Here is a 24,840-nt window from a genome sequence, read left to right on the forward strand (position 1 = left end):
CCAAATATTTTTGGCTGACCTATTCGCGTTTTGATATCAATGAAAATAAGAAGTAATTGATAGTAAAAACCTTATGAAGACTAATCCTAAAATTGCAGCAAAAATTATCTTCAAGCTTAAATGTTTTTTTAAGCCCTTCCACAATAATTCATAAAAAGTAACATACCCCAACGTTCCAACGGCAATTCCCATAAACATTGTGCGGAGTTTAATAGACTGGAAGTCTAATATAATTCCAAGGAAAGTAGTTACCCCAACTGCAAGCGATAGTACAAGACATAGTATAAAAAAAGTTTTTAACTTCATTTTAGAATAAATAACGGAAACCATCATGACCATTCCTTCTGGGATATGATGAATCAGTATTGCCCCTAATAATACAGCATTTTGAAAATGATTACCCTGAAAGTTTATGCCTAAAGCTATACCTGATGGGATACTATGAAAAAGTAATGCAAGAAATAACAACATCATCGTTTCAGGATGTTCATTTTGGGCATGACTTGAGTTATGTAAAAATCTATCCATAAGAAGCATAAAAATAATTCCTAAAGATATTCCAGCTATTATTCCTACTGGTCGGTAATGTATCATTAATTCTGGAATTAAATCAAATCCTAATATTCCTGCTAAAATGCCTCCGCAAAATACATTAAGGTAAAAGGTATCTTTATGAAACACTTTAATAATTACCGTAACAGCGACTCCACCAAAAACCGTACCTAAAAATATAATAATAAATATATATAAACTGGCTTCAATTGCCTCTATCATATATGCCTCCAACAATACGTTTGTACATTATATTCTTGTCTTAGTTTCCCATGACTTCAACGTAGAATTGAAACACCTTATAGTTCATATTAATTTATCAACTAAATACTTTGCCTCTGTTCCTATACCTTGGAGTAACGCCACCTGCACCAATAACCAGAACGTCATAAACCATTTTCGCCCCCCTTTTATAAATTGACAAAAGGCTTCCCAAAAATTTGGGAAGCCCTTTATTATTTGTCTTTTATCTTGAGAAGTCTTAAGCCATTTAGTGTGACAATAAGAGTAGCACCCATATCAGCAAATATTGCAATCCAGAGAGTCAGCCAACCCGGAATGACTAATAATAATGCCACGAGTTTAATCCCTAATGAAAATGTAATGTTTTGCTTGATAATGTTTAAGGCTTTTCTACTAAGGTTTAACGTAAATGGAAGTTTACTTAAGTCATCCGCCATCAAAGCTATATCTGCTGTTTCAAGAGCTGTATCTGTTCCAGCTCCTCCCATCGCAATACCGACAGTGGATGCAGCTAATGCTGGTGCATCATTCACACCGTCACCTACCATTGCAACACGGTCATATTTACTTCTTAGTTCTTTAATAGAAGTTAATTTATCTTGAGGCAACAGTTCTGCCTTTATGTCAGATACCCCTACCTGATTTCCAATTGCAATTGCAGTGCCTGAATTATCACCCGTTAACATAATGGTTTCTTGAATACCTAGCGAGTGAAGTTTCTGTATGACCGATTTACTATCCCTTCTTACTTCATCAGCAACCGCAAGTAGTCCCAATATTTCTGTTTCAGTCCCCGCAGCCATTACAGTCTTTCCCATATTTTGAAGTTCTGAGATAGTTGTTTTTAAGTTGTATGGAATTCCATTTGTTAAAATTTCATCGAATAAATTAGGACTGCCTACATAATACATTTTATCGTTGACTTTACCTTTTAGTCCTTTACCTGTAATCGAAGAGAAGTCTTCAATTGTAAGTTCTTTATAAGGTAAATTGTCCTGCTTTGCTTTTTTCATAATTGCTGATGCCAACGGATGCTGAGAACCATTTTCTAAAGCAGCAATAATTGTAAGAAATTCATTAGATTCTGTACCTTGTTGTGGAATGTAATCTGTAACGACTGGAACACCGTGCGTTAAGGTTCCTGTTTTATCAAAGGCAATGGCTTTAATTGCTCCCATTTCCTCTAAATGAATTCCACCTTTAATTAGAACACCATTTCGAGCAGCATTTCCTATTGCTGTTACTATTGCAACGGGGGTTGATATAACTAGAGCACATGGACAGCCAACCACTAAAGCTGCCAAACCTTGATAGATCCATTTGTCCCAATCTCCTCCAAAGAACAGAGGTGGTACCACAGCTACACCCAATGCTAGAAGCATGATAATTGGAGTATAATACTTTGCAAATTTATCAACAAATGCCTGAGATGGGGCTCTTTCAGCTTGAGCCTCCTCTACAAGGTGAATAATTTTTGCAATAGTCGTATCGTCCACATGTTTGGTAACTTTGACTTCAAGAAGTCCTTCTTCATTAAGTGTTCCAGCAAATACTTCATCATCAATTGTTTTCGAAACTGGTACAGATTCACCTGTAATCGCAGCTTGATTCACAGATGATAATCCTTTTATGACGATTCCGTCCATTGCAATTTTTTGTCCAGGTTTTACGATTAATATATCGCCAATTAGTATATCGTCCACATCTACTGTAAACTCTTGATTTCCCCGGCGTATTAAGGCTTCTTTAGGGGCAATATCCATTAAGGAACGAATAGATTGTCTAGCTTTATCCATCGAGTAGGATTCTAGAGCCTCACTAATAGCAAACAGGATGACAACCGTTGCTCCTTCACCCCACTCACCAATTATTGCTGCTCCGATAACAGCTATCGTCATCAAAGTTCTCATGTCAAACTCTAGACGGAATAAGTTCTTCAACCCTGTAGTAAAAAGTCGATAACCACCAACTAATATAGAAGCTCCATACGCTAAAATCGAAGATAAGCTCTCTTCGCCGTTTATTTGTCCTGATAACCATCCGATGAGCAAGAAAACTAATGAAGCGATAACGGTTGAGTGTTTTTGTAAAAATGGTTCCTTTTTCTCTTCAAATCGTTGCTTTTCAGGAATAACTTTAATATTTTCGAAAGCTCCTGCCTTTTCAAGCTCTTCAATTGTGGTTCCACCATAAACCGTAAGTTTTGCAGCACCAAAGTTTACACTTGCATCAGAAACACCATCCAGGTGTTTTACGTTCTTTTCGAACTTAGTAGCACAGCCTGCTCAGGTGAATCCTTGAACACGGTAAACCGTTTTTTCATTTGCTTTTTCTAAAGCATTACTCATGAGCTTTCCCCTCCAGTTGGTGAGTAAAGGCGATTTGAATCAGTTGCCTTACATGATCATCATCTAATGAATAAAACACTAATTTGCCTTCTTTACGATATTTAGCTAAACCTAAATTCCGAAGAAGTCGTAAATGATGGGATGCAGTAGCTGTTGTACTCCCTACAATATTAGCTACATCACATACACACAATTCATCTTCCTCGCTTAATGCGTAAGCAATCTTAATCCTAGTGTCATCAGACAGGGCTTTAAATATTTGTGAGACAGCCATTGTATTTTTCTGTGAAATGGTTTCTTTTACACGTTTAACCTTTATATCATCCACACAGGTTACTTCACATACATCATCGTGCTTCAAAAGATTACCCCTCCTCATTCAAACAATCATTTGACTATTAGTGTATGAAATATTAATTCGATAGTCAAACAATTATTTGAATGTTTTAATAAAAATTTCTCAATTTGTAATTGACAAAAACCATGTCCATAACATAGAGTATTGACTAAGATAAATAAAGTTGTGCTAAGGAAACTTTTTAGAGGGAGGTAAAAGCATGTCAGACAATAAAATTTCTCGGCGGGATATTTTAAAAATAGGAACTACTGGAGCACTAGGTATAGCAGGAAGCATTTATTTAAATAAAGTTGCACCATTTTCAAATGTGGCTCATGCAGAGAACCATAAATCAAGTCACAATAATCATTCTGTAAATCACACCACTATGCATGAAACTGAAAAAACAGTAGGTTATAAAATGGCTGAACGCCTCTTAACGGAATTTGATTATGGAAAAGTGACTAAACTTTTAGATGGTCGGAATCTACGAGAATACAAAGTTGTTGCAATTGATAAGGAAATAGAAATTGCAAAAGGAATTAAGTATCCAGGATGGACCTACAATGGAACGATTCCAGGACCAACCTTTCGTTGTACCGAAGGGGATTTACTACGGTTCCATTTTATTAACCAAGGAAGTCATCCACACTCAATACATTTTCATGGTATTCACCCACCTGAGATGGATGGAATAGCACCTATCGCTCCGGGTAAATCATTTACCTATGAATTTGAAGCAAAGCCATATGGCTTACAAATTTATCATTGCCATGTTTTACCTTTACGCCGACATATTCATAAAGGATTGTATGGTAATTTCATAATTGATCCAAAAACACCAAGGGAGCCAGCCAAAGAATTAAATATGGTCATGAATGCATATGACTTAGATTTAGATGGTGCAAACGAATTTTATACAGTGAATGGGTACGCCTTTGCCTTTATGAATCATCCCATTAAAATCAAGAAGGATGAGCTTGTCCGTATCTATTTGAGTAATTTAACTGAATTTGACTTATTAAACTCATTTCATTTACATGCCAACTATTTTACGTATATTCCAACAGGTAGAAATGACAACCCCATTCAATTTACAGATACCATCATGCAATGCCAAGGAGAACGTGGGATTCTTGAGGTTCGTTTTCCATACAAGGGAAAGTATATGTTTCATGCTCATGTTAGCGAATTTGCTGAGCTTGGCTGGATGGGATTCTTTGAGGTTGAATAGAAAGGAATGAAAATCATGAATTTAAAATGGTTGATTACGGGTCTTATTCCTTTTGTTCTGTTACTGCTTGTTTTGGGATGGGTCTTTAAAAATGGATCTGGAGTAGAACGAGATCCTGCTGCTCCAATTGAAGTGCTAAATATTGAACAAATTAAAATCAAACCATCAGGATTTGAGCTAGATGTCAGTAATACAGGCCCTGAAACATTGACTATATCCCAAGTAATTGTTGATGATTCTATATGGAATTTTTCTATGACTCCAAATACCACACTTAAACGATTTGAGGATGGAAAAGTAACGATTAATTATCCATGGGTCGAAGGTGATCCCCATACGGTTCTATTAATATCTGAAAATGGAATCATAACGGAAGCAGTCATTGATGCAGCAACTTTAACTCCCGAATTTTCTTGGGATAATGTATTGAATTACGGATTTATTGGGTTCTATGTAGGGATTGTTCCGATTACTTTAGGATTATTGTGGTATCCATTTATGAAGCGTTTGAAAAAAACCTGGATTAATGCCATTCTTGCTCTTACAGTTGGTCTCCTATTATTCTTATTTTTTGGGACGTTAATTGATGGATTTGAAATTGGAGCTGAAGCACCATCTGTCTTCCAAGGAAACATGGTGGTAATTATTAGTACTGTTCTTACTTTTCTTCTGTTAATTGGTTTTGATCAATACCAACAACAAAGACAAAAAAGAAATGGTTATTCACCACTAGGAATTGCCTTATTGATGGCAACAGGAATTGGGCTTCATAATTTTGGTGAAGGTTTAGCAATTGGTTCATCTTTTGCACTCGGGGAAGCTGCATTGGGTACGTTTTTAATCATTGGTTTCACCCTGCATAATATCACTGAGGGAATAGGGATTGCTGCTCCATTATTAAAAACTAAGCCAAAGTTTAGCCAATTTGTATTATTAGGTACGATTGCAGGTGCACCTGCTATTTTGGGAACTTGGTTCGGAGGGTTTATCTTTTCACCAATTTGGGGTGCAGTATTTTTAGGTATTGGTGCAGGTGCCATATTGCAGGTAATTTTCGTTATTTCCAAAATGCTAATGGAAGATCATAAAAAGAATAATAAACCTTTTGTATCGTGGATGAATTTTGCGGGCTTTACAATTGGAATATTAATCATGTATTTTACAGCTTTCTTTGTAAAATTTTAAAGGGTGGTTGAAATGGGCAATATAGGACTAAGTGGTGGGATAATAATTTTTGTTATTGCTTTAATTGTTTTTGGACCGAAAAAGCTCCCAGAGCTCGGTCGTGCAGTGGGAACGACACTTAGAGAATTTAAGCAGTCAACAAAAGGAATAATGGATGATAATCAGGATAAAGAAAAATAAAAACTTCAAATTAATGGTGGCCACCGTATTAAGACGATGAGCCACCTTCTCTTCACCTTGAGTTACATGTTCTTCATTTGCATGAATAATAAAGAAGTAACCTACTCCTTTGATGGCATTTGTCAGCCGCCTTCTATACAAGTAGTAGTTGTGCTCCCAACAATATTATTTAATTCAATTAAAAGGTTAGCGAGACTTTCTGCTGCTATAAATGTTTCCATTGGTCTTTCAGTTAGTGGTACATTATGTTTACTAAAAATGGTAGCAGTGACTTCCCAAATTTCAACTATAGCTTTAGGTGACATATTAGGCTGTATAACCATTTCAAATACTCCTTTCAATTGGCGTGATTTTTTATCTAACTCCATCCCCTTTCAAAAAATTCACTTACTTTTCTTACTTGTTTATTTTCATTTTGGAAATAAACAAGTATTATTCTATGAATATAAAAGTCATTTATTTGGAATAAAGTCAGACAATATACTTTTTTACTTGCCAATTTCAGCAAAAGTTTTAATACGATCTCCGATTTCATCACGGACCCGTTGGAAGAATGCCCATTTTTCTTCGTCTGTTCCTTGAGCTTTAGCTGGGTCATCAAACCCCCAATGAACTCGCGTTACCTTTGGTGGTGTGATTGGACACTTATCTGCAGCGTCTCCACAAAGAGTTACAACTAAATCAGCATTGTTTAAATACTCTGGATCGATAATATCAGAAGTATGATTGGAAATATCAATTCCGGCTTCCTTCATAGCTTTTACAGCATTTGGATTTAAACCATGTGCTTCAATTCCAGCACTGCGTACTTCCCACTCATCACCTAAATATTTTTTTGCCCATCCCTCTGCCATTTGGCTTCTGCAAGAATTTCCTGTACATAAGAAGTAAAGTAACTTTTTGTTTTCCATGTTGTATTCCACCTTTATTATTTGTTTTAGGCTGCTTGATCTTTAAAATACTTTCGTTTAAACCATAATGCCACGTTTACTAACGCTATCATGACTGGCACTTCTACAAGTGGACCAATTACTGCCGCAAAGGCTGCACCAGAATGGATTCCAAAAACACCAACAGCTACAGCAATCGCTAATTCAAAGTTATTACTTCCAGCTGTAAATGCAAGGGTTGTAGTTACAGGGTAATTCGCTCCAATTTTCTTTCCCATGTAAAATGATACAAAGAACATAAGAATAAAATAAATTAACAAGGGAATAGCAATCCGTACCACGTCTAAAGGCAATGCTACAATTGTATCTCCTTTTAAAGAGAACATAATGATAATTGTAAATAGTAGAGCAACTAATGTAATAGGACTAATCTTTGGAATAAAAACTTTCTCATACCATTGTCTGCCTTTTGCTTTTACAAGCGCAAACCGTGTGATCATTCCCGCAATAAAAGGAATACCTAAATAAATGAAAACTGATTTTGCAACTTCCAGCATGGTTATGTTTACAACCGCTCCTTCAAGCCCGACCCATTGTGGAATAACGGTAACAAACACATAGGCATAAACGGAAAAGAATAACATTTGGAAAATAGAGTTAAATGCGACTAATCCTGCTGCATACTCTGTATCACCTTTTGCAAGGTCATTCCAAACGATTACCATCGCAATACAACGAGCTAAGCCAATCATGATAAGACCAATCATATATTCGGGTTTATCAGGTAGAAAGATGATTGCTAATAAAAACATTAGAATTGGCCCGATGATCCAGTTTTGAACAAGTGATAGTACCAACACCTTTACATCTTTAAAAACTCGCCCAATTTCCTCATAACGTACCTTTGCTAGTGGAGGGTACATCATTAAAATTAAACCAATAGCGAGTGGGATTGATGTAGTCCCCACTTGCAAGCTGTTCATTCCTTCGACAAACTCAGGAAATATGAATCCTAATCCAATACCTACTGCCATTGCAAGAAATATCCAAAGCGTTAAGTATCGATCCAAGAATGATAGACGTTTCTTCTCTGTTTTACTCATTTTTCCACTCCCAATATAAAATAAATCTAACATCCGCATTGAAGTGTCGGATTCACTTTTTCAATCATTTTAATTTTATCTGTCTGATCTGGTATATGTTCCAAAATATCTTCTATCAATCCATAATAGTCACTCTGATGATTCAATGAATAGAAAATCCATTGACCCCTCCGCTCTTCCTTAACCATGCCTGCATCTTTTAATTTGCGAAGATGCTGGCTGATGGATGGCTGACTCATTTCAAACACTTCAAGAAATTCACAGACACAACATTCACGTTGTTTTAAAATACCAGCAATCGTTAACCGTGTTTTATCACCTAATAATTTTAAAACATTAGCAGCCTTTTCCAATTCAACTTTTGCTTGCAACACGATTTGCACCTCTCTTAAATTGATATATAACTATTTGCTTATATAGTAAAACAAGTATTGATTGTATTCAAGACTTATAGTGTAAAGGTACTGTAAAAATATCCTGATTCTAATTTTGGAGAAGTGGAAGAATATTCATAAGCAATATTAGAAAACCTAGTATTATATGGAGGTGAGATAAATGAAAAAACTGCTCTATGGTATAGTTTGTGTTGCCTTTCTAGGCTTTCTGACAGCTTGTGGAGGCGGTGATGACGAAACTGAACAAGATACAACACCTACTGAAAAACAGACTACTGAAGAGACAGCGGAGGCTGGTGCTGGTGATGAACTATTTCAGCAAAGCTGTGCCTCATGTCATGGTGGAGATTTAAAAAGTGGTGGAGCTCCAGATCTAGATAAGATTGGCGCTAAATACTCCAAAGATGAAATTTTAGGAATTATTGAAAACGGAAAAGGCGGTATGCCTGCAGGAGTTCTTAAAGGTGAAGATGCAGATGCTGTTGCTTCATGGCTTTCAGAGAAAAAATAAGGAATGAAAAAACCAGATTGGATATCCAATCTGGTTTTTTAAATTTTAAGATTGGAGCTACATTTTATAAAAACGACCTATTAAGAGCAATTATTGGAAAGTTATAATAATCTACACTACAATTAAGGTATTAAATATATATTCAAATAGTAAGGAGTAAAATATGAAACCTAAAGTAATAGTCTTTTTCCTGATTTCGATTCTAGTTTTAGCAGCATGCGGACAAAAGACACTTAGCGAGCCAATCACACTTCATAACCAGGATCAAAAAGAAGTAACGTTTCCATTAGAAAAACCAACAGTATTCTTTTTCATTACTTCCTACACCTGAGGACTTTGCCACCAGCAACTAGTTCAGTTGCATGAAAATATTGGAAAATTAGATGGCTTGGATGTAGAAATGTACGTAATTAGCAAAGATTTACCCGAAGAACAGCTTCAATTATACAAAGAACTAGAAGGTATTTATGGTCAAAGTCTATCCTTCGTTTCTGATCCTGATTTGGAAATGATTGATTTCATGGGCATGAAAAATGGTGATGTAGCTTATAGAGGCTACGGAATGATTGACCAGGATGGGAAAGTCGTTTTTAAAACGGTAAATGATCACTGGGGAGAGCAAATTGATAAAACAGTAGAAGAAATTAAGGATGAATATAAAAAACTAAAATAAACAACAGCAAGCCACAATCAACTAGATTGTGGCTTGCTGTTGTTTAAAATACATCATCTATACTTTAATCCTACCAAATACGGAAAAAGGTGACCCAGACTATTTTCAAATTTTTTTGTAAACAGACGAACCAATAGCTTACAAATATGAAGTACAATTTGACGAATCCACCTATTATTGGTACCCATGGGAAAAGGCGATTTTAACGAATTAATTCCAAACATTTCTTAAGGAAAAAAAAAAAGCTAATCGATTTGATTAGATTTTTTTTTTTATAATTTTTGATACCATTCTGCGGCAGCATCTACTTCTTGTTTGGTCAATTGATGACCTCTATGCTCCCAATGGAGGACAACATTTGCATTTGCATTCTCTAATAAAGATTGTAATTCAGCTGATTCTAATGGTGAACAAATGGGATCGTTCGTTCCTGCAGCGATAAAAACATGTTTTCCAGTTAAATCTGGAAGATCTATTCTTCTAGGTACCATTGGATGATGTAGAATCGCACCCTTTAATGCATTTTGATAGTGGAATAGTAAACTCGCTGCTATGTTAGCACCGTTTGAGTAGCCGATTGCGATGATATTATCACGGTCGAAATCATATTTCACGGCTGCATCATCAAGAAATTCGTTTAATTCCGTAGTTCGGAAAATCAGGTCTTCTTCATCAAACACCCCTTCCGCTAATCTTCGAAAGAAACGAGGCATACCATTTTCTAACACATTTCCACGGACACTTAATACAGATGCTTCATCATCAATCATTCCAGCTAATGGCAGAAGGTCTAATTCATTTCCACCTGTACCATGAAGCATTAGAAAAGTTGGTTTTGTTAAATCTTTTCCCTTATTAAATATGTGTTTCATTTGACTATACCTCCAGAATCATTTAGGTCGTTCCATCGAAAAAATTTCACCAATTTTTGCATAATTCGTACCTGCCAATCTGCTTACAGCTCCTAATCCCATCGGATCAATTCTGCCTTTTTCGTAAATACCTTCCTCAATATGAAATTGAACTACTTTCCCGATGATTAAATCACATCCTGGAGAATCCTGTCCGCCAAGTTCTAACGAATGTTCTAACTTACACTCCATTCGAATTTTTGCTTCCTTAATACCCGGTACTGAAATTTTTACGCTATCTACTGGCGTTAGATTGGCTAATTCTATTTCACTTTCATTAGGCGGTAAACTTGCTGCAGTTTGATTTATTTTTTCGACATTGTTTTCATCAACAATATGAACGACGAATTCTTTTAACTCGATAATGTTTCTTGCTGTATCCTTTTGCCTTCCAGCCGCTCGCTGTATTGACAAAGAAATCATTGGGGGATTGGATGAAACAATATTAAAATAACTGAAAGGCGCACCATTTATTATCCCCTCTTCAGACATCGTTGTAACAAATGCAATAGGTCTAGGAATAATACTACCAATTAAAAATTTATAATTTTCCCGCTCTGAATTTTCAGAAGTATCGATTGAAAGCAAAAGAAATCACTCCTTATTAGTCTAATTCTCTTACTTTAAATGGTAGCAAACCTTGTTCAATTTGTCCTCTATGCGGCTCATATTGTTCTGGCAGCGTTAATTTTTCTCCCATTGTCTCTTGTGTTTCATCATGCGAAAATCCTGGAGGGTCGGTAGCAATTTCAAATAGATTTTCTCCATGCTCTCTAAAGTAAATGGCATTAAAATAGTTTCTGTCCTGTACTGGAGTGACCCCATATCCATTGTTTTAACTTAAGAATCTTTAATCCGAGATATTTGTTAAAAAAATTATTCCTCTACTCTACTCTTAACTTTTTTCAAAAGTTTTTCGATTGTTTCTGTCTCATCACCACTCAATGAATTAAAAATATGATCAATCAATTTTTGATGTTTAGGCATGATATCCTTCATTAAGTGGGTTCCATCATCAGTTAAGGTCACATGTATGATTCGGCGATCCTCTGGACAATCATTTCGACTTAACAAACCTCTTTTTTCTAATTTATCGATAACATATGTCATCGAACCACTCGATATTAGTATCCGACTCCCTATCTGTTGAATGTTTTGTTTTCCTTGTAAGTAAAGTACCTCTAACACTGAAAATTCGGTTACACTCAAATTGTATTTAGTCATTTCATCTCTTATTCGATCCTGAATAGCTTTTGAAGTTTGCATCATTAACAAAAATGGCTGATTAGTGCATTTGTTATCCATTTAATCACCTCCTAAGATATTTTGAATTTTAATATCTTGAATGTGAGATAATGATAATACAAATATCGATTCTAGTCAATATTCTTTTTTGAAAGTAATTTGTAGATATCTTTAGAATTTGTATAGATATCCAGTAAGGTTTGTAGATAAATCTCATATATGTGTAGATATATTAAAACTTTGTGGAGATATAGGAACGAGGTGTTTAGATATATCAAAAATACTCTTTTTTAAAAAAAAAGCGAAACCCACGTAGATTTCGCATTAAATATTATCTATAAACCAAGGGTTGAATGTTTTGGTTATCACCAATTAAAGTTATTTCACTAAACGGTGTTGAATCACCTACTTTAGCATTGGTAGCTATGACACTACCGCTTCCAACGACTGAGCGGTAAATTTCAGCATTTTCACCTATTATGGTGTTAGGTAAAATAACGGAATCCTTAATGATTGCCCCTTTTCCTACTATCACACCATAGAACAGCACAGAATTTTTAACCTCCCCATAAACCTTGCAGCCTTCACTTATGATGGATTGGTGTAAGGAGGCTTTTCCATCCAAATACATTGGTGGATGGCTCATTCCGTTCGTGTAAATAATCTACTCTTCATTTTTTAATATCGGATTAGTGTTTACCGAAAGGAGATCCATATGTGCTTCCCAAAATCTTTGGACGGTCCCAACATCCTTCCAATAACCATTAAAGTGATATGCATGTAGGTGGCAGTTATCCTGAATCATAGCTGGAATAACATCCTTGCCAAAATCTTTTGAGGAAAATGGATTGTTTTCTTCTTTTTCTAGAAATTTCCTTAATATTGGCCAATTAAATAAGTAAATTCCCATTGAAGCAAGATTAGACTTTGGATGTTTTGGCTTTTCCTCAAACTTGATAATCTGCTTTGTCACTGGATCAATATTCAAAATTCCAAAACTGCTCGCTTCACTCCATGGGACTTGAATGACTGAAATGGTTGCGTCAGCTCCAGACTGTTTATGCTCATTGACCATATGACTGTAATCCATTTTATAAATGTGGTCACCAGAGAGAATGAGTACATATTCAGGATTTTGACTTTCTATATAGCTGAGATTTTCATAGACAGCATGCGCGGTACCCTCGTAGCTCTTTTCTTCATTTTCACTTTCATTCGGCTGAAGAATAGCTACTCCCCCAATTTTTCGATTCAGGCCCCATTTTTCTCCATCCTCTATATAATTCTGAAGAGTTTCTTGTTTATATTGAGTTAGGATTCCAACCGTATCAATACTAGAGTTTTTACAATTACTTAATGCAAAATCAATAATTCGGTATTTACCTCCAAACGGGACAGCTGGCTTTGCTAAATTTCGAGTTAATTCCTTAAGTCGTGTTCCTTTCCCACCTGCTAACAACATCGCAATGCATTGTTTTTTTGTCATGGGTACCTCCTTTTTCAAAGATAAATTCCGTTATGTAATAATTATTTGTCCTCATTGTAGCACCCATTTCTAATGTAAAATATCAATAATTTGCGACTCTTAAAATGCATATTCGACGTAAATCCTTATTACCTTCAAAAATAAACAAAATATCGAAATAAACAGATACAATATACAAGCTGTTTATGTCGAATCGAATCGATGTAATAATTGAAAAATATGAAATATTTGTGTATATAAAAACACGCTGATCCATTTATCATCAGCGTGTGATCAAATATATTAATGACCGACAGCCTTTTCAAGACCGCCTGGTTTATTATGAATTGCCAGCTTTTCTATCAATTTACTACTCTCTTTATTAAGACCCTTTAATTGAACTTTAATGCCATAATTGAATTTAAACGCAAACAACTAACGTTTCTGATGTTTTACGTTCCTTTCATCTTTTTCTACTTTAACTGTAAAAACAAAAAACAGAAGGATCCATTTACCCTCCTGTTTTTCTCTACTCAAGCTCTTTATTTAATATTTCATTTAGGTCCGTCCAATTTAATATCCGGGGATATTCTAAATGTCGATTATATGATTGGTCTCTTACAAACACTTTTAAGGAATCGTGAGTAAGTGTATCTAAAACTTCAGCTTTATCATCAAAGTAATAGTCTAGCTTTAATTCTTTGATAATTTCAACCTTTTCGTGATCTAGCATTCCATAGAAAAAACGGTCATCCCGAACAGGGAAGCCCTGTTCTTTCATCCATTTTTTTGTCCGTTCTCCATGTTCTTTTGGTCTTGCGGTTATGTAATAAATTTCGTGCCCTTTTTCAACTAGTTCCTGTAAGGTTTCAACCGCATTTGGAAAAGGAGGACAATCAGTATAATAAATCTCTTCTAAAGAAGTTTTCCACATTTTACTTCCCTCTTCATCAGATAGCCCAAAGGGCTCATGTATTTCAACCCTTTTTAACTCGTGGAATACTTCGGATGGTACGTTTTTGTTTAGCTTTTTATTGTAAATCGTAAATGCATGTTCTCTCAAGTTGATTAAAGTATCATCAATATCAAAACCAAATTTCATATCAAAGCCCCTTGTGTGAGTAGATCGGATATCCAGTAAATTTATAATCACTGCCAATTTGTTGCAGAGATAGATTTGATAATTGAACGGCGTCTTTCATTTTATCCATTCCTGCACCAGCTAAGAAGGACGGAGCATTGTGACCGCCAATTATTTTTGGAGCAACATACAAGACTACTTTATTAATTAATTTATTCTCTAGGAAGGACCAGTTGATGGTACCTCCTCCTTCAATTAAAACAGAAGAAACTAATTTTTCGCCTAATATTTGAAGAACTTCAGCTGGGTTAACGTGTTTTGTTCCGGTAGTTGGAATAACAGTAACCCCAGTGTCCTCTAGTGTTTTTCGCTTATCTTTGTCAAAGTTTTCGCTGGTAAATATCCAAGTTTCAGCCAGCTTATCTGTTATGACCTTAGATTCTAATGGGATTCTTAAAGTAGAATCCAAAATGATTCGGATAGGATTACGTCCGTTTGGTATACGTGTAGTAAGCTCAGGATCATCCTTTATGACTGTGTTCACCCCAACTAGAATGCCCATATTTTCATTTCTAAGATAATGAACATCTCTTCGTGCTTCTTCAGAAGTAATCCACTTACTATCAAAAGAATGTGTCGCAATTTTCCCATCTAAGGTGATTCCTGCTTTCATTGTAACAAAAGGTGTTTTCTCAACAATGAACTTATTAAACACTTCGTTCATTCTTTGTGACTCTTCTTGACGTACGCCAATAATAACTTCAATACCCGCATCCTCTAGGATTTTTACACCATTTCCTGATACAACTGGATTTGGGTCAAGTGTTGCAATTACAACCTTTTTAATACCTGCCTCGACAATTGCTACAGCACAAGGACCAGTCCTTCCATGGTGTGAACACGGTTCGAGCGTCACATAAATGGTCCCGCCTTTTGCTTTTTCACCAGCCATTCGAATCGCATGAATTTCAGCATGAGGCTCGCCTGCCTTCAAGTGAGTACCGATTCCCACAACTCGGTTATCATTGACAATTACCGAACCGACCAAGGGATTTGGGTCAGTCTGACCTTTCATCGCCTTTGCATTTTGTAAGGCTAAATCCATATAAAATTCGTGATTAGTCATTTGGACAAGTCCCTTCATCCTCTTCTTCTAGATGACCAGACTTTTTAATCTTTGTTTGTAAATACTTCTCATTAAACTCTGATACATCTCCCCATAATGGCTGTCTGCCTGAAACCTCTAACCCTGCTTCTTTTAAGGCATTTAATTTTTTCGGATTGTTGGTCATTAAGGTTACTGGTTTTTGACGAATAGCCTTTAAAACTTGAATAGCATCACTGTAGTTTCTAGAGTCATCTACGAACCCTAGACCTTCATTTGCTTCAACCGTATCATATCCGTTTTCTTGAAGAACGTAGGCCATTGCTTTACTGAATAAGCCAATTCCTCTTCCTTCATGATTAGCTAAATAGAACAATGCACCTGTTCCATGTTCCTGGATCATCTTCATTGATTTTTTAAGCTGATACCCGCAATCACATCTTTTACTTCCAAAAATATCACCAGTATGACAAATGGAATGCATACGAATAATGGCATCCTCAGCATACTCAAAGTCCCCATAAACTAAGACACTTGATTGCTGAAATTCAGCTAAGTTAGCAGAAGATAATTTATCAATAATCCTTTCAAAATCCTCTGTAACCTCTTTACAATTTAACCAGCAGTACCATTTGAACTCCACAGTTTCACCATATAAATTAACAGGAAGCTTAATCGGTCCGACTAAATAAATAGCACCTCCTTCTGTTTTTATTAATTGGATTTTATCTTCTAGTACTGAAAGCACTTTAGAGTCAAGAGCTTGCTTCATATAATTATCCCCTTTTTTTATTTAGTGTGTCGATTTTGTTTTTATTTCATGCCAATCTTAGCTGGTAGTGTTTACATTATTTTTGAGCTAAGTTAGACCTTAAGAAGGAGCAATCCGATGAGACTGCTCCCTATAAGTGTTATTTTATTATCAATCCTAATAATCGTGCAAATCCTAAGGCTTGATCGGCAGTAACTACACAGCCAGCTAGATCTTTCATGGAAACATTTATTCGATCAAAGGTACAGGTGCTTAAATCAATCCCTTTCAAAGGGGTTTGTTCAAAATTTGCTTCATTTACATCACAGTCTTTAAATGCCACCTTATTAAATTTGGATTCATAATAGTCTGCATTGCGAAGTGAACATGAATTAAAGTGTACCTGCTTTAGTTTGGAATATCCAAATGAAATCAAATTGGCATTACAATTTTGAAATAAAACATTTCCAAGTGAAGCGTCTGAAAGATTAAGACCAAGTATTTTAGATTCTATAAATTCAACTCGATGAATGCTGCCATCTCTAAAATCCGTATTAGATAAATCACAGTGATCAAAAATAACGTCTGTTAATTCGATGCTCCTAAAAGAAACATCTATAAAAGTGACATTTTTAAAAATTACTTGTTCAAAGCGTATTCTATGTATTTCTTCACTCTTAATTGTACAATCATTTATGATACACATTTCATAATAAGGCTCTTCCATCGGTTCAAATATTGAAGTTGTTAAACCATCTGGAATTTTGGGCTGTTGAATTTTTATTGTACTTGCCATTTTAAAATCCTTCCTTTCGAATCAACTAAAAGGAAAAGACCTTTGTGAAAACAAAGGTCTTCTTCAAGTCCTATTCACCTAAATCAACATTGTGATATATTCGTTGAACATCTTCAAGATCTTCCAATACGTCAATCATTTTTTCGAATTTTGCTTGAGCATCCTCTGGAAGTGTCACTTCATTTTGTGCAAGCATAGTAAGTTCGGCAACTGAAAATTCAGTGATTCCCGCATTCTTAAATGCTTCTTGTACGGCATGGAACTGATCAGGCTCAGCATATACGATAACCGATTCATCTTCTTCAAGAATGTCACGTACATCTACATCGGATTCCATCAAGATTTCTAGAACTTCATCAGCTGTTTTACCTTCAAGTCCAATAACAGCTGTTGCGTCGAACATATAGGCGACAGATCCACTGACACCCATGTTTCCGCCATTCTTACCAAATGCGGCACGAACGTCAGATGCTGTACGGTTCACGTTATTTGTTAAGGCATCCACGATGACCATTGACCCATTAGGTCCAAAGCCTTCATAACGAAGTTCAGAATAGCTTTCTTCTGATCCGCCTTTTGCTTTGTCTATTGCACGGTCAATAATGTGTCTAGGTACATTATAGGTTTTAGCACGTTCTAAAACAAATTTTAATGCCTGATTCGATTCAGGGTTAGGTTCACCCCTTCTCGCTGCAACATAAATTTCAACTCCAAATTTTGCATAAATACGACTCGTATTTGCATCCTTTGAGGCTTTCTTTTCTTTAATATTGTTCCATTTACGACCCATACTGTCCACTCACTTTCAACTTTGGCTCTACATAAAAATAGTAATAGAAATAGATTGCATCTTCAACCATTTTCTAAAATGATAGGTTATACCAGATAATATTATACCGTAATTGGCAAATTTGTTAAGTACTAATCATCAATACTTATTACTGTAAATAGAAAAAGCCAGGAAATTAGTTCCTGACTTTTTAAGATAATTTTAGTTTTGCGATAAATTTGATTTCGTTTTGAAATTTTTCTAGGATTTCTTCAAACGATGAATTTATTAATAGCGGGAAAAGATTTTCGAGTGCTTCATGATAATTTTGCCCTAATGCTTCCCGTAAAAGAACATATTCATGAAAAAGCAATGCTTTCTCAAAATCAATTCCAAGCTCATATAAGCCTCGAAACAAAGTCTCTTTTGGGATTTGTTTAATCTTTTTATAGATTTTTTCATTTTTTTCAATGAATTTTGCTTCCAAATACCTCGTCACATAATCTCTATAAACCATTTGTCCAATATCATTTGTTTCTTTTTTTGTATAATTAAAGCCAATTACACGACCTTCCTTATTTTCACGGATAATAAAGGTTTCATTCCCTTTTAGGTGCTGAATGAAATTCTTAACGCTTTTATCAAATATTTTGTTAAATTGGATAATTTGATGGAGTTTGACAGCAAAATCTGTATTTTCTTCACCGACAACAAATAATCTGTCCACTATAGGTAAAAGTCTTAATACTCCTTCAGAAAGCTGGCTCGATGCATCATAGATAATAATATCGAATTCTTTTTTCATTTTTTTTACGATCCGTTTTTGTTCCGTTAGTGTCAATTTTGAAAAATCATGGATAACCTCTTCAGAAAGACCTTCTTTTTCTAATGTCCCATACGAAATAAACGCAGCAGATAAATCGGTATTCATTTTAAGCCAATGATAAATAGATAAAGATAATTCCGTAACACCTGATTTCGCCTTTGGCGAATAAAAGCCGACCAAGTACATTTTACTCACCTGCCTTTTATTACTATAGTATTTAAATAAGGAAGTAAACGTTAAAGACAAACCATTACTTCGTCAGTTTTATAAAAAAAAGGCTCTAGATTTAAATTCTATTGACAAAAAAAGAATGACATCACACGGATGTCATTCTTTATCCCTATATAAATCATTATCCTGAAACTCTTGGACTGCTTACAAATCCACCTCTTTTATGTGATCCATCACAAAATGGTTTCTTATTGGATAGTCCACACCTGCAAAGATAAACTTTTCCTTTTTTCGTATATTCATTACCTTCTGAATCATATAAATGGAAATCACCATTTACTTCCAATGGACCATTATCGGAAATAATAATCTTATTATCCATATATCCTTACTCCCTTTTGTTTTTTATTAGTGAATAAAATTCAGCCCGAAGATCTGGTCGATTTTCATAGATTCCAAGAAGACTAGATGTTGTGGTAACAGTGTTTGCCTTCTTAATTCCTCTGCTGCACATACACATATGCTTCGCTTCTACCACAACAATAGTTCCTTCTGGCTCTAATACTTCTTCAATGGCTTCCGCTATCTGTGTGGTCAGCCGCTCTTGAACCTGGAATCTTTTGGCATAGCCCTCCACCAACCGTCCCATTTTGGAAAGACCGGTTATTTTCTTCTTTGGGATATAGCCAATATGCGCTGCTCCAAAGAAAGGAGAAAAATGATGTTCGCATAAGGAATAAAATTCGATATCTCTTATTAAAATAAGTCCCTTATGATGAATATCAAATGTTTTTTCTAAGTGAATCTTAGGGTCTTCATGATACCCTTCTGTGTACTCAAGGAATGCTTTAAGCACTCTATATGGAGTGTCCTGTAACCCTTCACGTTCTGGGTCATCCCCACAAAGTGTAATTAATTGTTTGATTGCTTCAGCAAAACGAGTAACATTGTCTAAGTTACCATTTACCTCAACTGTTTGTTGGTTAAGTAAATGTGGGAATTTTTTACATAAATTAAGCAACTGCTCACTTGTCATGATCACATCATCCCTTTTTGATTTTTAGGACTCATCCTCTATGATGATACGTGATGTGTTTTCCTTAATTGGTTCCTCCAAAAGAACCCGAAAAGCACAACATCCATCACCATTCTGAAGTCGTTTCTCTCTCTTTACAGAACACCCTAATAAATGAGTTAAAACAGAAACGCTTACACTACATAGAATAGGTCTTTTTATTGCTACATTATGGTAAGGACAGTTACGCTCTATTAGGGAATATACATGATCTTTATTTTCTACTTCCATAAAAGGATCATCTTTCTTATAAAAGTCCTTTAATTCGTCAAGGCGTTCGATTGTACTTAATCCATTTAATTTCGGTTCCCAGTGACGAATTCTTTCCTCAATCATTGCAGATAACAAGTTTTTTAGAACATCTTCCCCGAAAGAATTAGTCAACGTATCTAAAACTTCAATCGTTAATTGATCATAATTTTTTTTGAATAGATGTTCCCCAGCTGTAGTTAATCGGTACTGCAAAATAGGACGGCCAACACCATTATTCTCCGAAAAGCGAGAAACCCACCCTTCTTTTTCTAATTGTACGAGGTGTTGACGTACGGCTTCGCCACTAATATCCAAGCTTCCTGCCAACTCACTAATCGTCGATGATCCATTATTTTTTATTAGGCCAATGATTCTACGGCGCGGTTCTGACAAATGATTGACAAGGATACTCATCAACAACCCACCTTTTTCACCTTTGATAAAATATATTCAGGGAAGAATCGAATAGTTCAAGTTTTTTATTGGAAAATTTGATTAATTAAAAGTTTAAAAATTGAAAATGCCCTTTCGTTGACTATGTATAATCAGTACTTGGATTTTTTATTGGATATTTGCTTTATCCACTTTTTAATCAGGTTGTCAAAGTCCCCCTTCAAAAATAAGAGCCAACAGGACCTCTTACTATACCCTGTTGACTCTTTTGTATGTGCCTATTTTTTTAACATCACACTCAGATGAGACCATTTGAATTTTTCTCCATATACCATAACACCTTTTACATAAATTCTAGAAGCAGCATATGCTATCAATCCAATTGAGATAATCAAAACAGCGCCACTAATCAGTAATTCAAGAGTAGAGATTTCCCCCATTACGAATTTCGAATATGCCACAATCGGTGAAAAGAACGGGAAGTAGGTTGAAAAGCTCACTAGTCCTCCTGTTGGATCCATCATGGTTTTGATTCCAACCATTAAAGCGCCAACCACAAGTACCATTACAGGTCCCATAACACTGCCCAAATCTTCTGTTCTTGAGATCAATGAACCAAGTGCCGCAAAACAAAGGGCGTAAACGAGATAACCGCAGGCAAAGAAAAAAACAAAACCAATGATTAGACCAGCATTAATTTGCGAAAGATCAAAATCAAAACCGACGATATTAAATTGGTCTGTATTAATCCATCCAATGAGATATGCAAGGTAGCCGGAAAGGAAGAAAACTGAAACTTGGATTAGGCCGGCTGTTAAGCTTGATAGTATTTTAGCAAACAGCATGTAAATCGGTTTAATTTTCGTGATCATGACTTCCATTACCCTAGTAGATTTCTCACCTGTAATACTCATTGCAACACCTTGACCAAACATCAAGATAAAGGTGTACATAAGGAAAATAAAAACATAAACAATCCCAAGACTTCCGTTGTTCTCTGCCAGCATCGTTTCTTCTACTGGAATGCTTTGAAATAATTGACTAACAACTTCCTGTGAGAGGGCTTGTTCAGTGGAAACTTTCGCCAAATATTGCTGTTGCAGCTGTGTTGTAAAGGAAAATAGAACAGTAGGATCTGGTGATCGATGATAATAATAGTTTAAGACAGGAATAGAATCCTTTTCTTCGATCACGACTAAATGATCAAGATCTTGGTCTTTAATTTTTTCTTGTTCCTCCTCTTCATCCTTTAATTCCTTGATAGTTAGATTTAACCCATCAATGTTTTCTTTCAAAACTTTTTCATCAATGCTATAAGAACTGGTATTGATGACCGATACTAGAACCTTTTCTTCATTTGAGGAAAAATGGTTATAGGCAAAATATCCAAGGATTAAAAGAGAAATAACAATTGAAGTTATTCGAAATCCCTTTGTGCGAATTTGTTCTCGAATGTGAAAGAGATACGCTGTCCATAATGCATTCATATCACGACCCCACCTTTTCTACGAAAATTTGATGAAGGGTAGGCTGTAGATAGGTGATCTCGCTGATAGCAATGTCCTCATTTTTTAATTGTGTTAAAACAGTATGAGGTTCTTGTTTTTTCTTTAAAGGAATGATGATTCGTTTCTCGTCCTTTTCATATGCGTAATGGTGATTTTGGCAAAATGTTTTTAATTTCTCCACATCACCATAAAGAGACAAATACATTAATCCATAAGAGTTCTTAATAGCTTCTAAATCGCCTGCTAACAATGCTTGCCCATCCTTCATAAGAACCACTTCTTTACAAAATTTCTCCACCTGTTCCATTTGATGACTGGACATAATAATCACTTTTCCCTTTTTCTTTTCTTCCATAATTACCTCAGTCAAGAGATTGGTATTAACGGGGTCCAGCCCGCTAAATGGCTCATCGAGTATAATAAGGTCTGGATTATGTAATAATGTAGCAACCAATTGGACCTTTTGTTGATTCCCTTTTGAGAGATCACCAGCCATCTTATTTCTATACATGGCAATTTCAAAGCGATCGAGCCAATAGTCGACACTTCTATTAATATAGGACTTGTCCATACCTTCTAATCTACCAAAATAGGAGAGCTGATCAACGACTTTCGCTTTAGGATATAAGCCCCTCTCCTCAGGTAAATAACCGATCGAGGCACCCTTTAATCCATTTTGATTCTTCCACATTACACTGCCTTCATCTTGAATAACCAGCCCAAGCATCATTTTAATCGTGGTTGTCTTTCCTGCACCGTTTCTTCCAAGTAGTCCAAACACTTCTCCAGAAGAAACGGAGAATGATAGCTGTTCAACTGCAGTTTTGTCTCCAAATCTTTTTGTTAGACTCATAACTTCAAGCAAAAAAATTTCCCCTTTACATCAAAAATAAAAAACACTCCATCATGTATTTTACCTGACAGAATGTTCTTTTAAAAGAAATATTTTCCATTTTTAATATTAGCTCTAAACTCCCTATTCCCTCTCAATCAGGTAGAGATAAATGTAAAACAAGGATAACTGGGTTTTCATGGAATTGATTAAACATATACGAGTAACAGCCATAAATACAAGCTGAAAAGTGTAAAAATCAATACTGGTGGAATGACGATAATTGTGACTCGTAAATAATCCATCCATGAGATAGTAATTTTGTTTGCCTTAAGGATATGCATCCAAATTAATGTTGCTAATGTTCCGATTGGAAGTAATAACGAACCTATATCACTTCCAATAATATTGGCAAGGTATACTGTTTTTAGTGTAAGAGGCTCTAATCCCATCTCTGTAAGCGTTATCGTCGCAACCATTAATGCAGGATGGTTGTTAAAAAGGTTAGATAATATCCCTGTTAATACTCCCATTGTAATACTTGCATGTAACAGGCTGCCTTGGACCATAGAACTTAATTGTTCGACCAAAAAGCTGGTTAATCCAATATTATGAAGACCATAAATGATGATGTACATATTAAATGCGAAGATTAATATGTGCCATGGGGTTTTAAATAGCATATCCTTTGGACTTACTCCAATACGAACCCATCTCCAAATTAAAAGGATAATAGACCCAACTACAGCCACTAATGAAACAGATATTCCTATAAATGAAGCTGCGAATAGACTAATCCGCATGATAAAAACAAATATAAGCATTTGAATCATGAGCTTTTTATGTTTGTCAAAAATATCTTCAGAATTTTTCTTTAACGGGTGATAACGGTTATTTTGATGCAGCGGGATTGAGTAGGAATGGTAACGAAGCTCTTTGGGAAGTTCCTTTCTAAAGACAAGATATAATAAAAAGGAAAGGAATAATAAACCTAGTGTTCCTGGGACAAACATCATAGCAGTATGAAGATATAGATCCATCCCTATAATTTTTAAAGCAATTAAATTTACAATATTACTAACGCCTATTGGTGCACTTGACGCTGTTGCAATTAAGGCGCCGCTTAAAAGATAAGGGACCATTTGTCGTTTTTTTAGTCCCAGATGTTTAAGTATTAGAATTAAAATTGGGGTGGTTATTAATATGCTGCCATCATTATTAAAGAAAAGTGTCATTAAAAAGCAAAGTAGTAATGTATACCAAAACAATCTTATTCCAGAACCCTTTGATACCTTTAACATCAGTGCAGCTGTCCATTTAAAAAAGCCAAAACTTTCAAGTACGATTGCCATTACAATTGTTGCGATGATGGTAATGGCAGCTCCAGTTACTTTAGAACTAATATCAAGTAAATCCACTATTGACACACTGCCGCTTAGTAAAACCACTGCTGCCCCGATGGTAGCTGGAATGGCTTCATTCATGTTTTTCGGACGGATAAATATCATCAGCATTGTCAGTAAAAAAGCAATTATTGTAATGATCACCGTCGATTGATGATACATATTATTTTATTTCTCTCCTTTCACTCAACAACTATTTAGTTTTTATATTTTTATTTTTTTATTTTTTCGTCTCCTCTTGTCCTTTCTTTTATCATACGTAGGTCATGTGAGGCTTGAACTAAACGAATATCTTGAATTTATGTAAATCAGCAGGTATCTAGAAATTTTCTTAAAATAATGGTTGGATTTACGCCTATTATTTAGGTAATAAACTATTGCCTGCCTCCCATAAAATAGTTTTATGCCCTACTAATTACCTAGAAAAAATCAAAACCGATACTCAACGAGTATCGGTTTAAATTGGTTTCCATTATGGTATTCGTACCAATCCTGCTTTAACTTCCGTGACTCCCGTGTGAACCAAAACTCCCGTGTGACCCAAAACTTCCGTGTGACCCTCTGCTACCGCGTGACCCTCTGCTACCGTGTGACCCTCTGCTACCG

Annotated in this window: 27 protein-coding genes and 3 pseudogenes; 6 read left to right on the top strand and 24 right to left on the bottom strand. The window is 35.5% G+C overall.

Going from position 1 to position 24,840, the window contains the following annotated elements:
* Positions 1-36 precede the first annotated feature (36 nt).
* From TR08_RS19165 to TR08_RS19175, 3 genes are all read right to left on the bottom strand, one after another.
* Entirely contained in the window at positions 37-774 is a 738-nt protein-coding gene (locus TR08_RS19165; RefSeq protein WP_045520955.1) for a ZIP family metal transporter, read from the bottom strand.
* 233 nt (positions 775-1,007) lie between these two features.
* Positions 1,008-3,143 carry a heavy metal translocating P-type ATPase gene (locus TR08_RS19170; RefSeq protein ID WP_081954562.1) on the bottom strand — a complete coding sequence of 712 codons (2,136 nt, stop codon included), beginning with the start codon at positions 3,141-3,143 and terminating at the stop codon, positions 1,008-1,010.
* Positions 3,136-3,504, bottom strand: coding sequence for an ArsR/SmtB family transcription factor (locus TR08_RS19175; protein WP_045520958.1), 369 nt, complete (start codon positions 3,502-3,504; stop codon positions 3,136-3,138). Before TR08_RS19175 ends, TR08_RS19170 begins: the two co-directional genes overlap by 8 nt.
* Positions 3,505-3,700: 196 nt before the next feature.
* On the opposite strand from TR08_RS19175, the gene TR08_RS19180 reads away from it, so the two are divergent.
* Genes TR08_RS19180 through TR08_RS19190 form a run of 3 tightly spaced genes read left to right on the top strand, consistent with a single transcriptional unit; the run spans position 3,701 to position 6,079 of the window.
* Positions 3,701-4,714 carry a multicopper oxidase domain-containing protein gene (locus TR08_RS19180; RefSeq protein ID WP_045520960.1) on the top strand — a complete coding sequence of 338 codons (1,014 nt, stop codon included), beginning with the start codon at positions 3,701-3,703 and terminating at the stop codon, positions 4,712-4,714.
* A 15-nt stretch (positions 4,715-4,729) separates the two neighbouring features.
* The gene (locus TR08_RS19185) at positions 4,730-5,899 is read left to right on the top strand and encodes a ZIP family metal transporter (RefSeq protein WP_045520962.1); all 1,170 of its coding nucleotides are present in this window, start codon (positions 4,730-4,732) and stop codon (positions 5,897-5,899) included.
* Positions 5,900-5,911: 12 nt separating this feature from the next.
* On the top strand, positions 5,912-6,079 hold the full coding sequence (locus tag TR08_RS19190) for a twin-arginine translocase TatA/TatE family subunit (RefSeq protein ID WP_045520965.1): 168 nt from the start codon (positions 5,912-5,914) through the stop codon (positions 6,077-6,079).
* Between the two features lie 122 nt (positions 6,080-6,201).
* Here the strand turns inward: TR08_RS19190 and TR08_RS19195 are convergent, their stop codons facing one another.
* From TR08_RS19195 to TR08_RS19210, 4 genes are all read right to left on the bottom strand, one after another.
* Entirely contained in the window at positions 6,202-6,402 is a 201-nt protein-coding gene (locus TR08_RS19195; RefSeq protein ID WP_045520967.1) for a hypothetical protein, read from the bottom strand.
* Positions 6,403-6,567: 165 nt separating this feature from the next.
* Positions 6,568-6,990 (bottom strand): arsenate reductase (thioredoxin), encoded by a 423-nt coding sequence (arsC, locus tag TR08_RS19200; RefSeq protein WP_045520968.1) that lies wholly within the window; start codon positions 6,988-6,990, stop codon positions 6,568-6,570.
* A 26-nt stretch (positions 6,991-7,016) separates the two neighbouring features.
* Positions 7,017-8,072, bottom strand: a complete 1,056-nt coding sequence (gene arsB / locus TR08_RS19205; RefSeq protein ID WP_045520970.1) for an ACR3 family arsenite efflux transporter — start codon at positions 8,070-8,072, stop codon at positions 7,017-7,019.
* A gap of 26 nt (positions 8,073-8,098) precedes the next feature.
* The gene (locus TR08_RS19210; RefSeq protein ID WP_045520972.1) at positions 8,099-8,446 is read right to left on the bottom strand and encodes an ArsR/SmtB family transcription factor; all 348 of its coding nucleotides are present in this window, start codon (positions 8,444-8,446) and stop codon (positions 8,099-8,101) included.
* A gap of 181 nt (positions 8,447-8,627) precedes the next feature.
* Here TR08_RS19210 and cccB point away from each other — a divergent pair, with 181 nt between their 5' ends.
* The 3 genes and pseudogenes from cccB to TR08_RS19220 form a co-directional block, all read left to right on the top strand.
* Positions 8,628-8,978, top strand: coding sequence for a cytochrome c551 (cccB, locus tag TR08_RS19215; protein WP_045520975.1), 351 nt, complete (start codon positions 8,628-8,630; stop codon positions 8,976-8,978).
* Between the two features lie 163 nt (positions 8,979-9,141).
* Positions 9,142-9,309, top strand: a complete 168-nt coding sequence (locus TR08_RS32675) for a lipoprotein (protein WP_193747795.1) — start codon at positions 9,142-9,144, stop codon at positions 9,307-9,309.
* A gap of 18 nt (positions 9,310-9,327) precedes the next feature.
* Positions 9,328-9,651, top strand: a pseudogene (locus TR08_RS19220) (hypothetical protein); the annotation flags it as partial.
* A 272-nt stretch (positions 9,652-9,923) separates the two neighbouring features.
* On the opposite strand, the gene TR08_RS19225 reads toward TR08_RS19220, so the two are convergent.
* The 17 genes and pseudogenes from TR08_RS19225 to TR08_RS19300 form a co-directional block, all read right to left on the bottom strand.
* Positions 9,924-10,523, bottom strand: a complete 600-nt coding sequence (locus TR08_RS19225; protein ID WP_045520978.1) for an alpha/beta hydrolase — start codon at positions 10,521-10,523, stop codon at positions 9,924-9,926.
* Between the two features lie 18 nt (positions 10,524-10,541).
* Positions 10,542-11,150 (bottom strand): flavin reductase family protein, encoded by a 609-nt coding sequence (locus tag TR08_RS19230; protein WP_045520980.1) that lies wholly within the window; start codon positions 11,148-11,150, stop codon positions 10,542-10,544.
* A 16-nt stretch (positions 11,151-11,166) separates the two neighbouring features.
* A pseudogene (locus TR08_RS31255) lies at positions 11,167-11,397 on the bottom strand (ring-cleaving dioxygenase); the annotation flags it as partial.
* 41 nt (positions 11,398-11,438) lie between these two features.
* Positions 11,439-11,867, bottom strand: coding sequence for a MarR family winged helix-turn-helix transcriptional regulator (locus TR08_RS19235; RefSeq protein ID WP_045520982.1), 429 nt, complete (start codon positions 11,865-11,867; stop codon positions 11,439-11,441).
* 271 nt (positions 11,868-12,138) lie between these two features.
* A pseudogene (locus TR08_RS19240) lies at positions 12,139-13,293 on the bottom strand (glucose-1-phosphate adenylyltransferase).
* A 508-nt stretch (positions 13,294-13,801) separates the two neighbouring features.
* Positions 13,802-14,374 (bottom strand): 5' nucleotidase, NT5C type, encoded by a 573-nt coding sequence (locus TR08_RS19245; RefSeq protein WP_045520984.1) that lies wholly within the window; start codon positions 14,372-14,374, stop codon positions 13,802-13,804.
* 1 nt (position 14,375) lies between these two features.
* Positions 14,376-15,479: a bifunctional diaminohydroxyphosphoribosylaminopyrimidine deaminase/5-amino-6-(5-phosphoribosylamino)uracil reductase RibD gene (ribD, locus tag TR08_RS19250; protein WP_045520986.1), complete on the bottom strand. Its 1,104-nt coding sequence runs from the start codon at positions 15,477-15,479 to the stop codon at positions 14,376-14,378.
* A complete protein-coding gene (locus TR08_RS19255) occupies positions 15,472-16,230 on the bottom strand; it encodes a GTP cyclohydrolase II (RefSeq protein WP_045520988.1) in 759 nt (252 codons plus the stop codon). Before TR08_RS19255 ends, ribD begins: the two co-directional genes overlap by 8 nt.
* A gap of 139 nt (positions 16,231-16,369) precedes the next feature.
* Complete coding sequence (locus TR08_RS19260) at positions 16,370-17,005, bottom strand: pentapeptide repeat-containing protein (protein ID WP_052427533.1); 636 nt, start codon at positions 17,003-17,005, stop codon at positions 16,370-16,372.
* Positions 17,006-17,075: 70 nt separating this feature from the next.
* Entirely contained in the window at positions 17,076-17,795 is a 720-nt protein-coding gene (locus TR08_RS19265; protein WP_045520990.1) for a YebC/PmpR family DNA-binding transcriptional regulator, read from the bottom strand.
* A 190-nt stretch (positions 17,796-17,985) separates the two neighbouring features.
* The gene (locus tag TR08_RS19270) at positions 17,986-18,786 is read right to left on the bottom strand and encodes a hypothetical protein (protein ID WP_045520992.1); all 801 of its coding nucleotides are present in this window, start codon (positions 18,784-18,786) and stop codon (positions 17,986-17,988) included.
* A gap of 166 nt (positions 18,787-18,952) precedes the next feature.
* Positions 18,953-19,153, bottom strand: a complete 201-nt coding sequence (locus TR08_RS19275) for a CDGSH iron-sulfur domain-containing protein (protein ID WP_045520994.1) — start codon at positions 19,151-19,153, stop codon at positions 18,953-18,955.
* Positions 19,154-19,159: 6 nt separating this feature from the next.
* Positions 19,160-19,807: a GTP cyclohydrolase I FolE gene (gene folE, locus TR08_RS19280; protein ID WP_152597470.1), complete on the bottom strand. Its 648-nt coding sequence runs from the start codon at positions 19,805-19,807 to the stop codon at positions 19,160-19,162.
* Between the two features lie 24 nt (positions 19,808-19,831).
* Positions 19,832-20,512, bottom strand: a complete 681-nt coding sequence (locus tag TR08_RS19285; protein ID WP_045520998.1) for a helix-turn-helix transcriptional regulator — start codon at positions 20,510-20,512, stop codon at positions 19,832-19,834.
* A gap of 257 nt (positions 20,513-20,769) precedes the next feature.
* The gene (locus TR08_RS19290) at positions 20,770-21,978 is read right to left on the bottom strand and encodes an ABC transporter permease (protein WP_045521000.1); all 1,209 of its coding nucleotides are present in this window, start codon (positions 21,976-21,978) and stop codon (positions 20,770-20,772) included.
* A gap of 1 nt (position 21,979) precedes the next feature.
* The gene (locus TR08_RS19295) at positions 21,980-22,852 is read right to left on the bottom strand and encodes an ABC transporter ATP-binding protein (protein ID WP_045521018.1); all 873 of its coding nucleotides are present in this window, start codon (positions 22,850-22,852) and stop codon (positions 21,980-21,982) included.
* A gap of 188 nt (positions 22,853-23,040) precedes the next feature.
* Positions 23,041-24,396 carry an arsenic transporter gene (locus TR08_RS19300; RefSeq protein ID WP_045521002.1) on the bottom strand — a complete coding sequence of 452 codons (1,356 nt, stop codon included), beginning with the start codon at positions 24,394-24,396 and terminating at the stop codon, positions 23,041-23,043.
* Positions 24,397-24,840: the final 444 nt, after the last annotated feature.

This window comes from Neobacillus niacini (genome assembly GCF_000759675.1).
Taxonomy (GTDB): domain Bacteria; phylum Bacillota; class Bacilli; order Bacillales; family Cytobacillaceae; genus Neobacillus; species Neobacillus niacini_A.

Coding starts and splice junctions, on each gene's coding strand:
- arsC (WP_045520968.1), bottom strand. CDS start 6,990: ATGGAAAACAAAAAGTTACTTTACTTCTTATGTACAGGAAATTCTTGC.
- TR08_RS19190 (WP_045520965.1), top strand. CDS start 5,912: ATGGGCAATATAGGACTAAGTGGTGGGATAATAATTTTTGTTATTGCT.
- TR08_RS19245 (WP_045520984.1), bottom strand. CDS start 14,374: ATGAAATTTGGTTTTGATATTGATGATACTTTAATCAACTTGAGAGAA.
- cccB (WP_045520975.1), top strand. CDS start 8,628: ATGAAAAAACTGCTCTATGGTATAGTTTGTGTTGCCTTTCTAGGCTTT.
- arsB (WP_045520970.1), bottom strand. CDS start 8,072: ATGAGTAAAACAGAGAAGAAACGTCTATCATTCTTGGATCGATACTTA.
- TR08_RS19285 (WP_045520998.1), bottom strand. CDS start 20,512: ATGAGTATCCTTGTCAATCATTTGTCAGAACCGCGCCGTAGAATCATT.
- TR08_RS19260 (WP_052427533.1), bottom strand. CDS start 17,005: ATGGCAAGTACAATAAAAATTCAACAGCCCAAAATTCCAGATGGTTTA.
- ribD (WP_045520986.1), bottom strand. CDS start 15,479: ATGACTAATCACGAATTTTATATGGATTTAGCCTTACAAAATGCAAAG.
- TR08_RS19225 (WP_045520978.1), bottom strand. CDS start 10,523: ATGAAACACATATTTAATAAGGGAAAAGATTTAACAAAACCAACTTTT.
- TR08_RS19300 (WP_045521002.1), bottom strand. CDS start 24,396: ATGTATCATCAATCGACGGTGATCATTACAATAATTGCTTTTTTACTG.
- folE (WP_152597470.1), bottom strand. CDS start 19,807: ATGACAAGTGAGCAGTTGCTTAATTTATGTAAAAAATTCCCACATTTA.
- TR08_RS19195 (WP_045520967.1), bottom strand. CDS start 6,402: ATGGTTATACAGCCTAATATGTCACCTAAAGCTATAGTTGAAATTTGG.
- TR08_RS19270 (WP_045520992.1), bottom strand. CDS start 18,786: ATGTACTTGGTCGGCTTTTATTCGCCAAAGGCGAAATCAGGTGTTACG.
- TR08_RS19290 (WP_045521000.1), bottom strand. CDS start 21,978: ATGAATGCATTATGGACAGCGTATCTCTTTCACATTCGAGAACAAATT.
- TR08_RS19180 (WP_045520960.1), top strand. CDS start 3,701: ATGTCAGACAATAAAATTTCTCGGCGGGATATTTTAAAAATAGGAACT.
- TR08_RS19255 (WP_045520988.1), bottom strand. CDS start 16,230: ATGAAGCAAGCTCTTGACTCTAAAGTGCTTTCAGTACTAGAAGATAAA.
- TR08_RS19235 (WP_045520982.1), bottom strand. CDS start 11,867: ATGGATAACAAATGCACTAATCAGCCATTTTTGTTAATGATGCAAACT.
- TR08_RS19185 (WP_045520962.1), top strand. CDS start 4,730: ATGAATTTAAAATGGTTGATTACGGGTCTTATTCCTTTTGTTCTGTTA.
- TR08_RS19165 (WP_045520955.1), bottom strand. CDS start 774: ATGATAGAGGCAATTGAAGCCAGTTTATATATATTTATTATTATATTT.
- TR08_RS19275 (WP_045520994.1), bottom strand. CDS start 19,153: ATGGATAATAAGATTATTATTTCCGATAATGGTCCATTGGAAGTAAAT.
- TR08_RS32675 (WP_193747795.1), top strand. CDS start 9,142: ATGAAACCTAAAGTAATAGTCTTTTTCCTGATTTCGATTCTAGTTTTA.
- TR08_RS19295 (WP_045521018.1), bottom strand. CDS start 22,852: ATGAGTCTAACAAAAAGATTTGGAGACAAAACTGCAGTTGAACAGCTA.
- TR08_RS19265 (WP_045520990.1), bottom strand. CDS start 17,795: ATGGGTCGTAAATGGAACAATATTAAAGAAAAGAAAGCCTCAAAGGAT.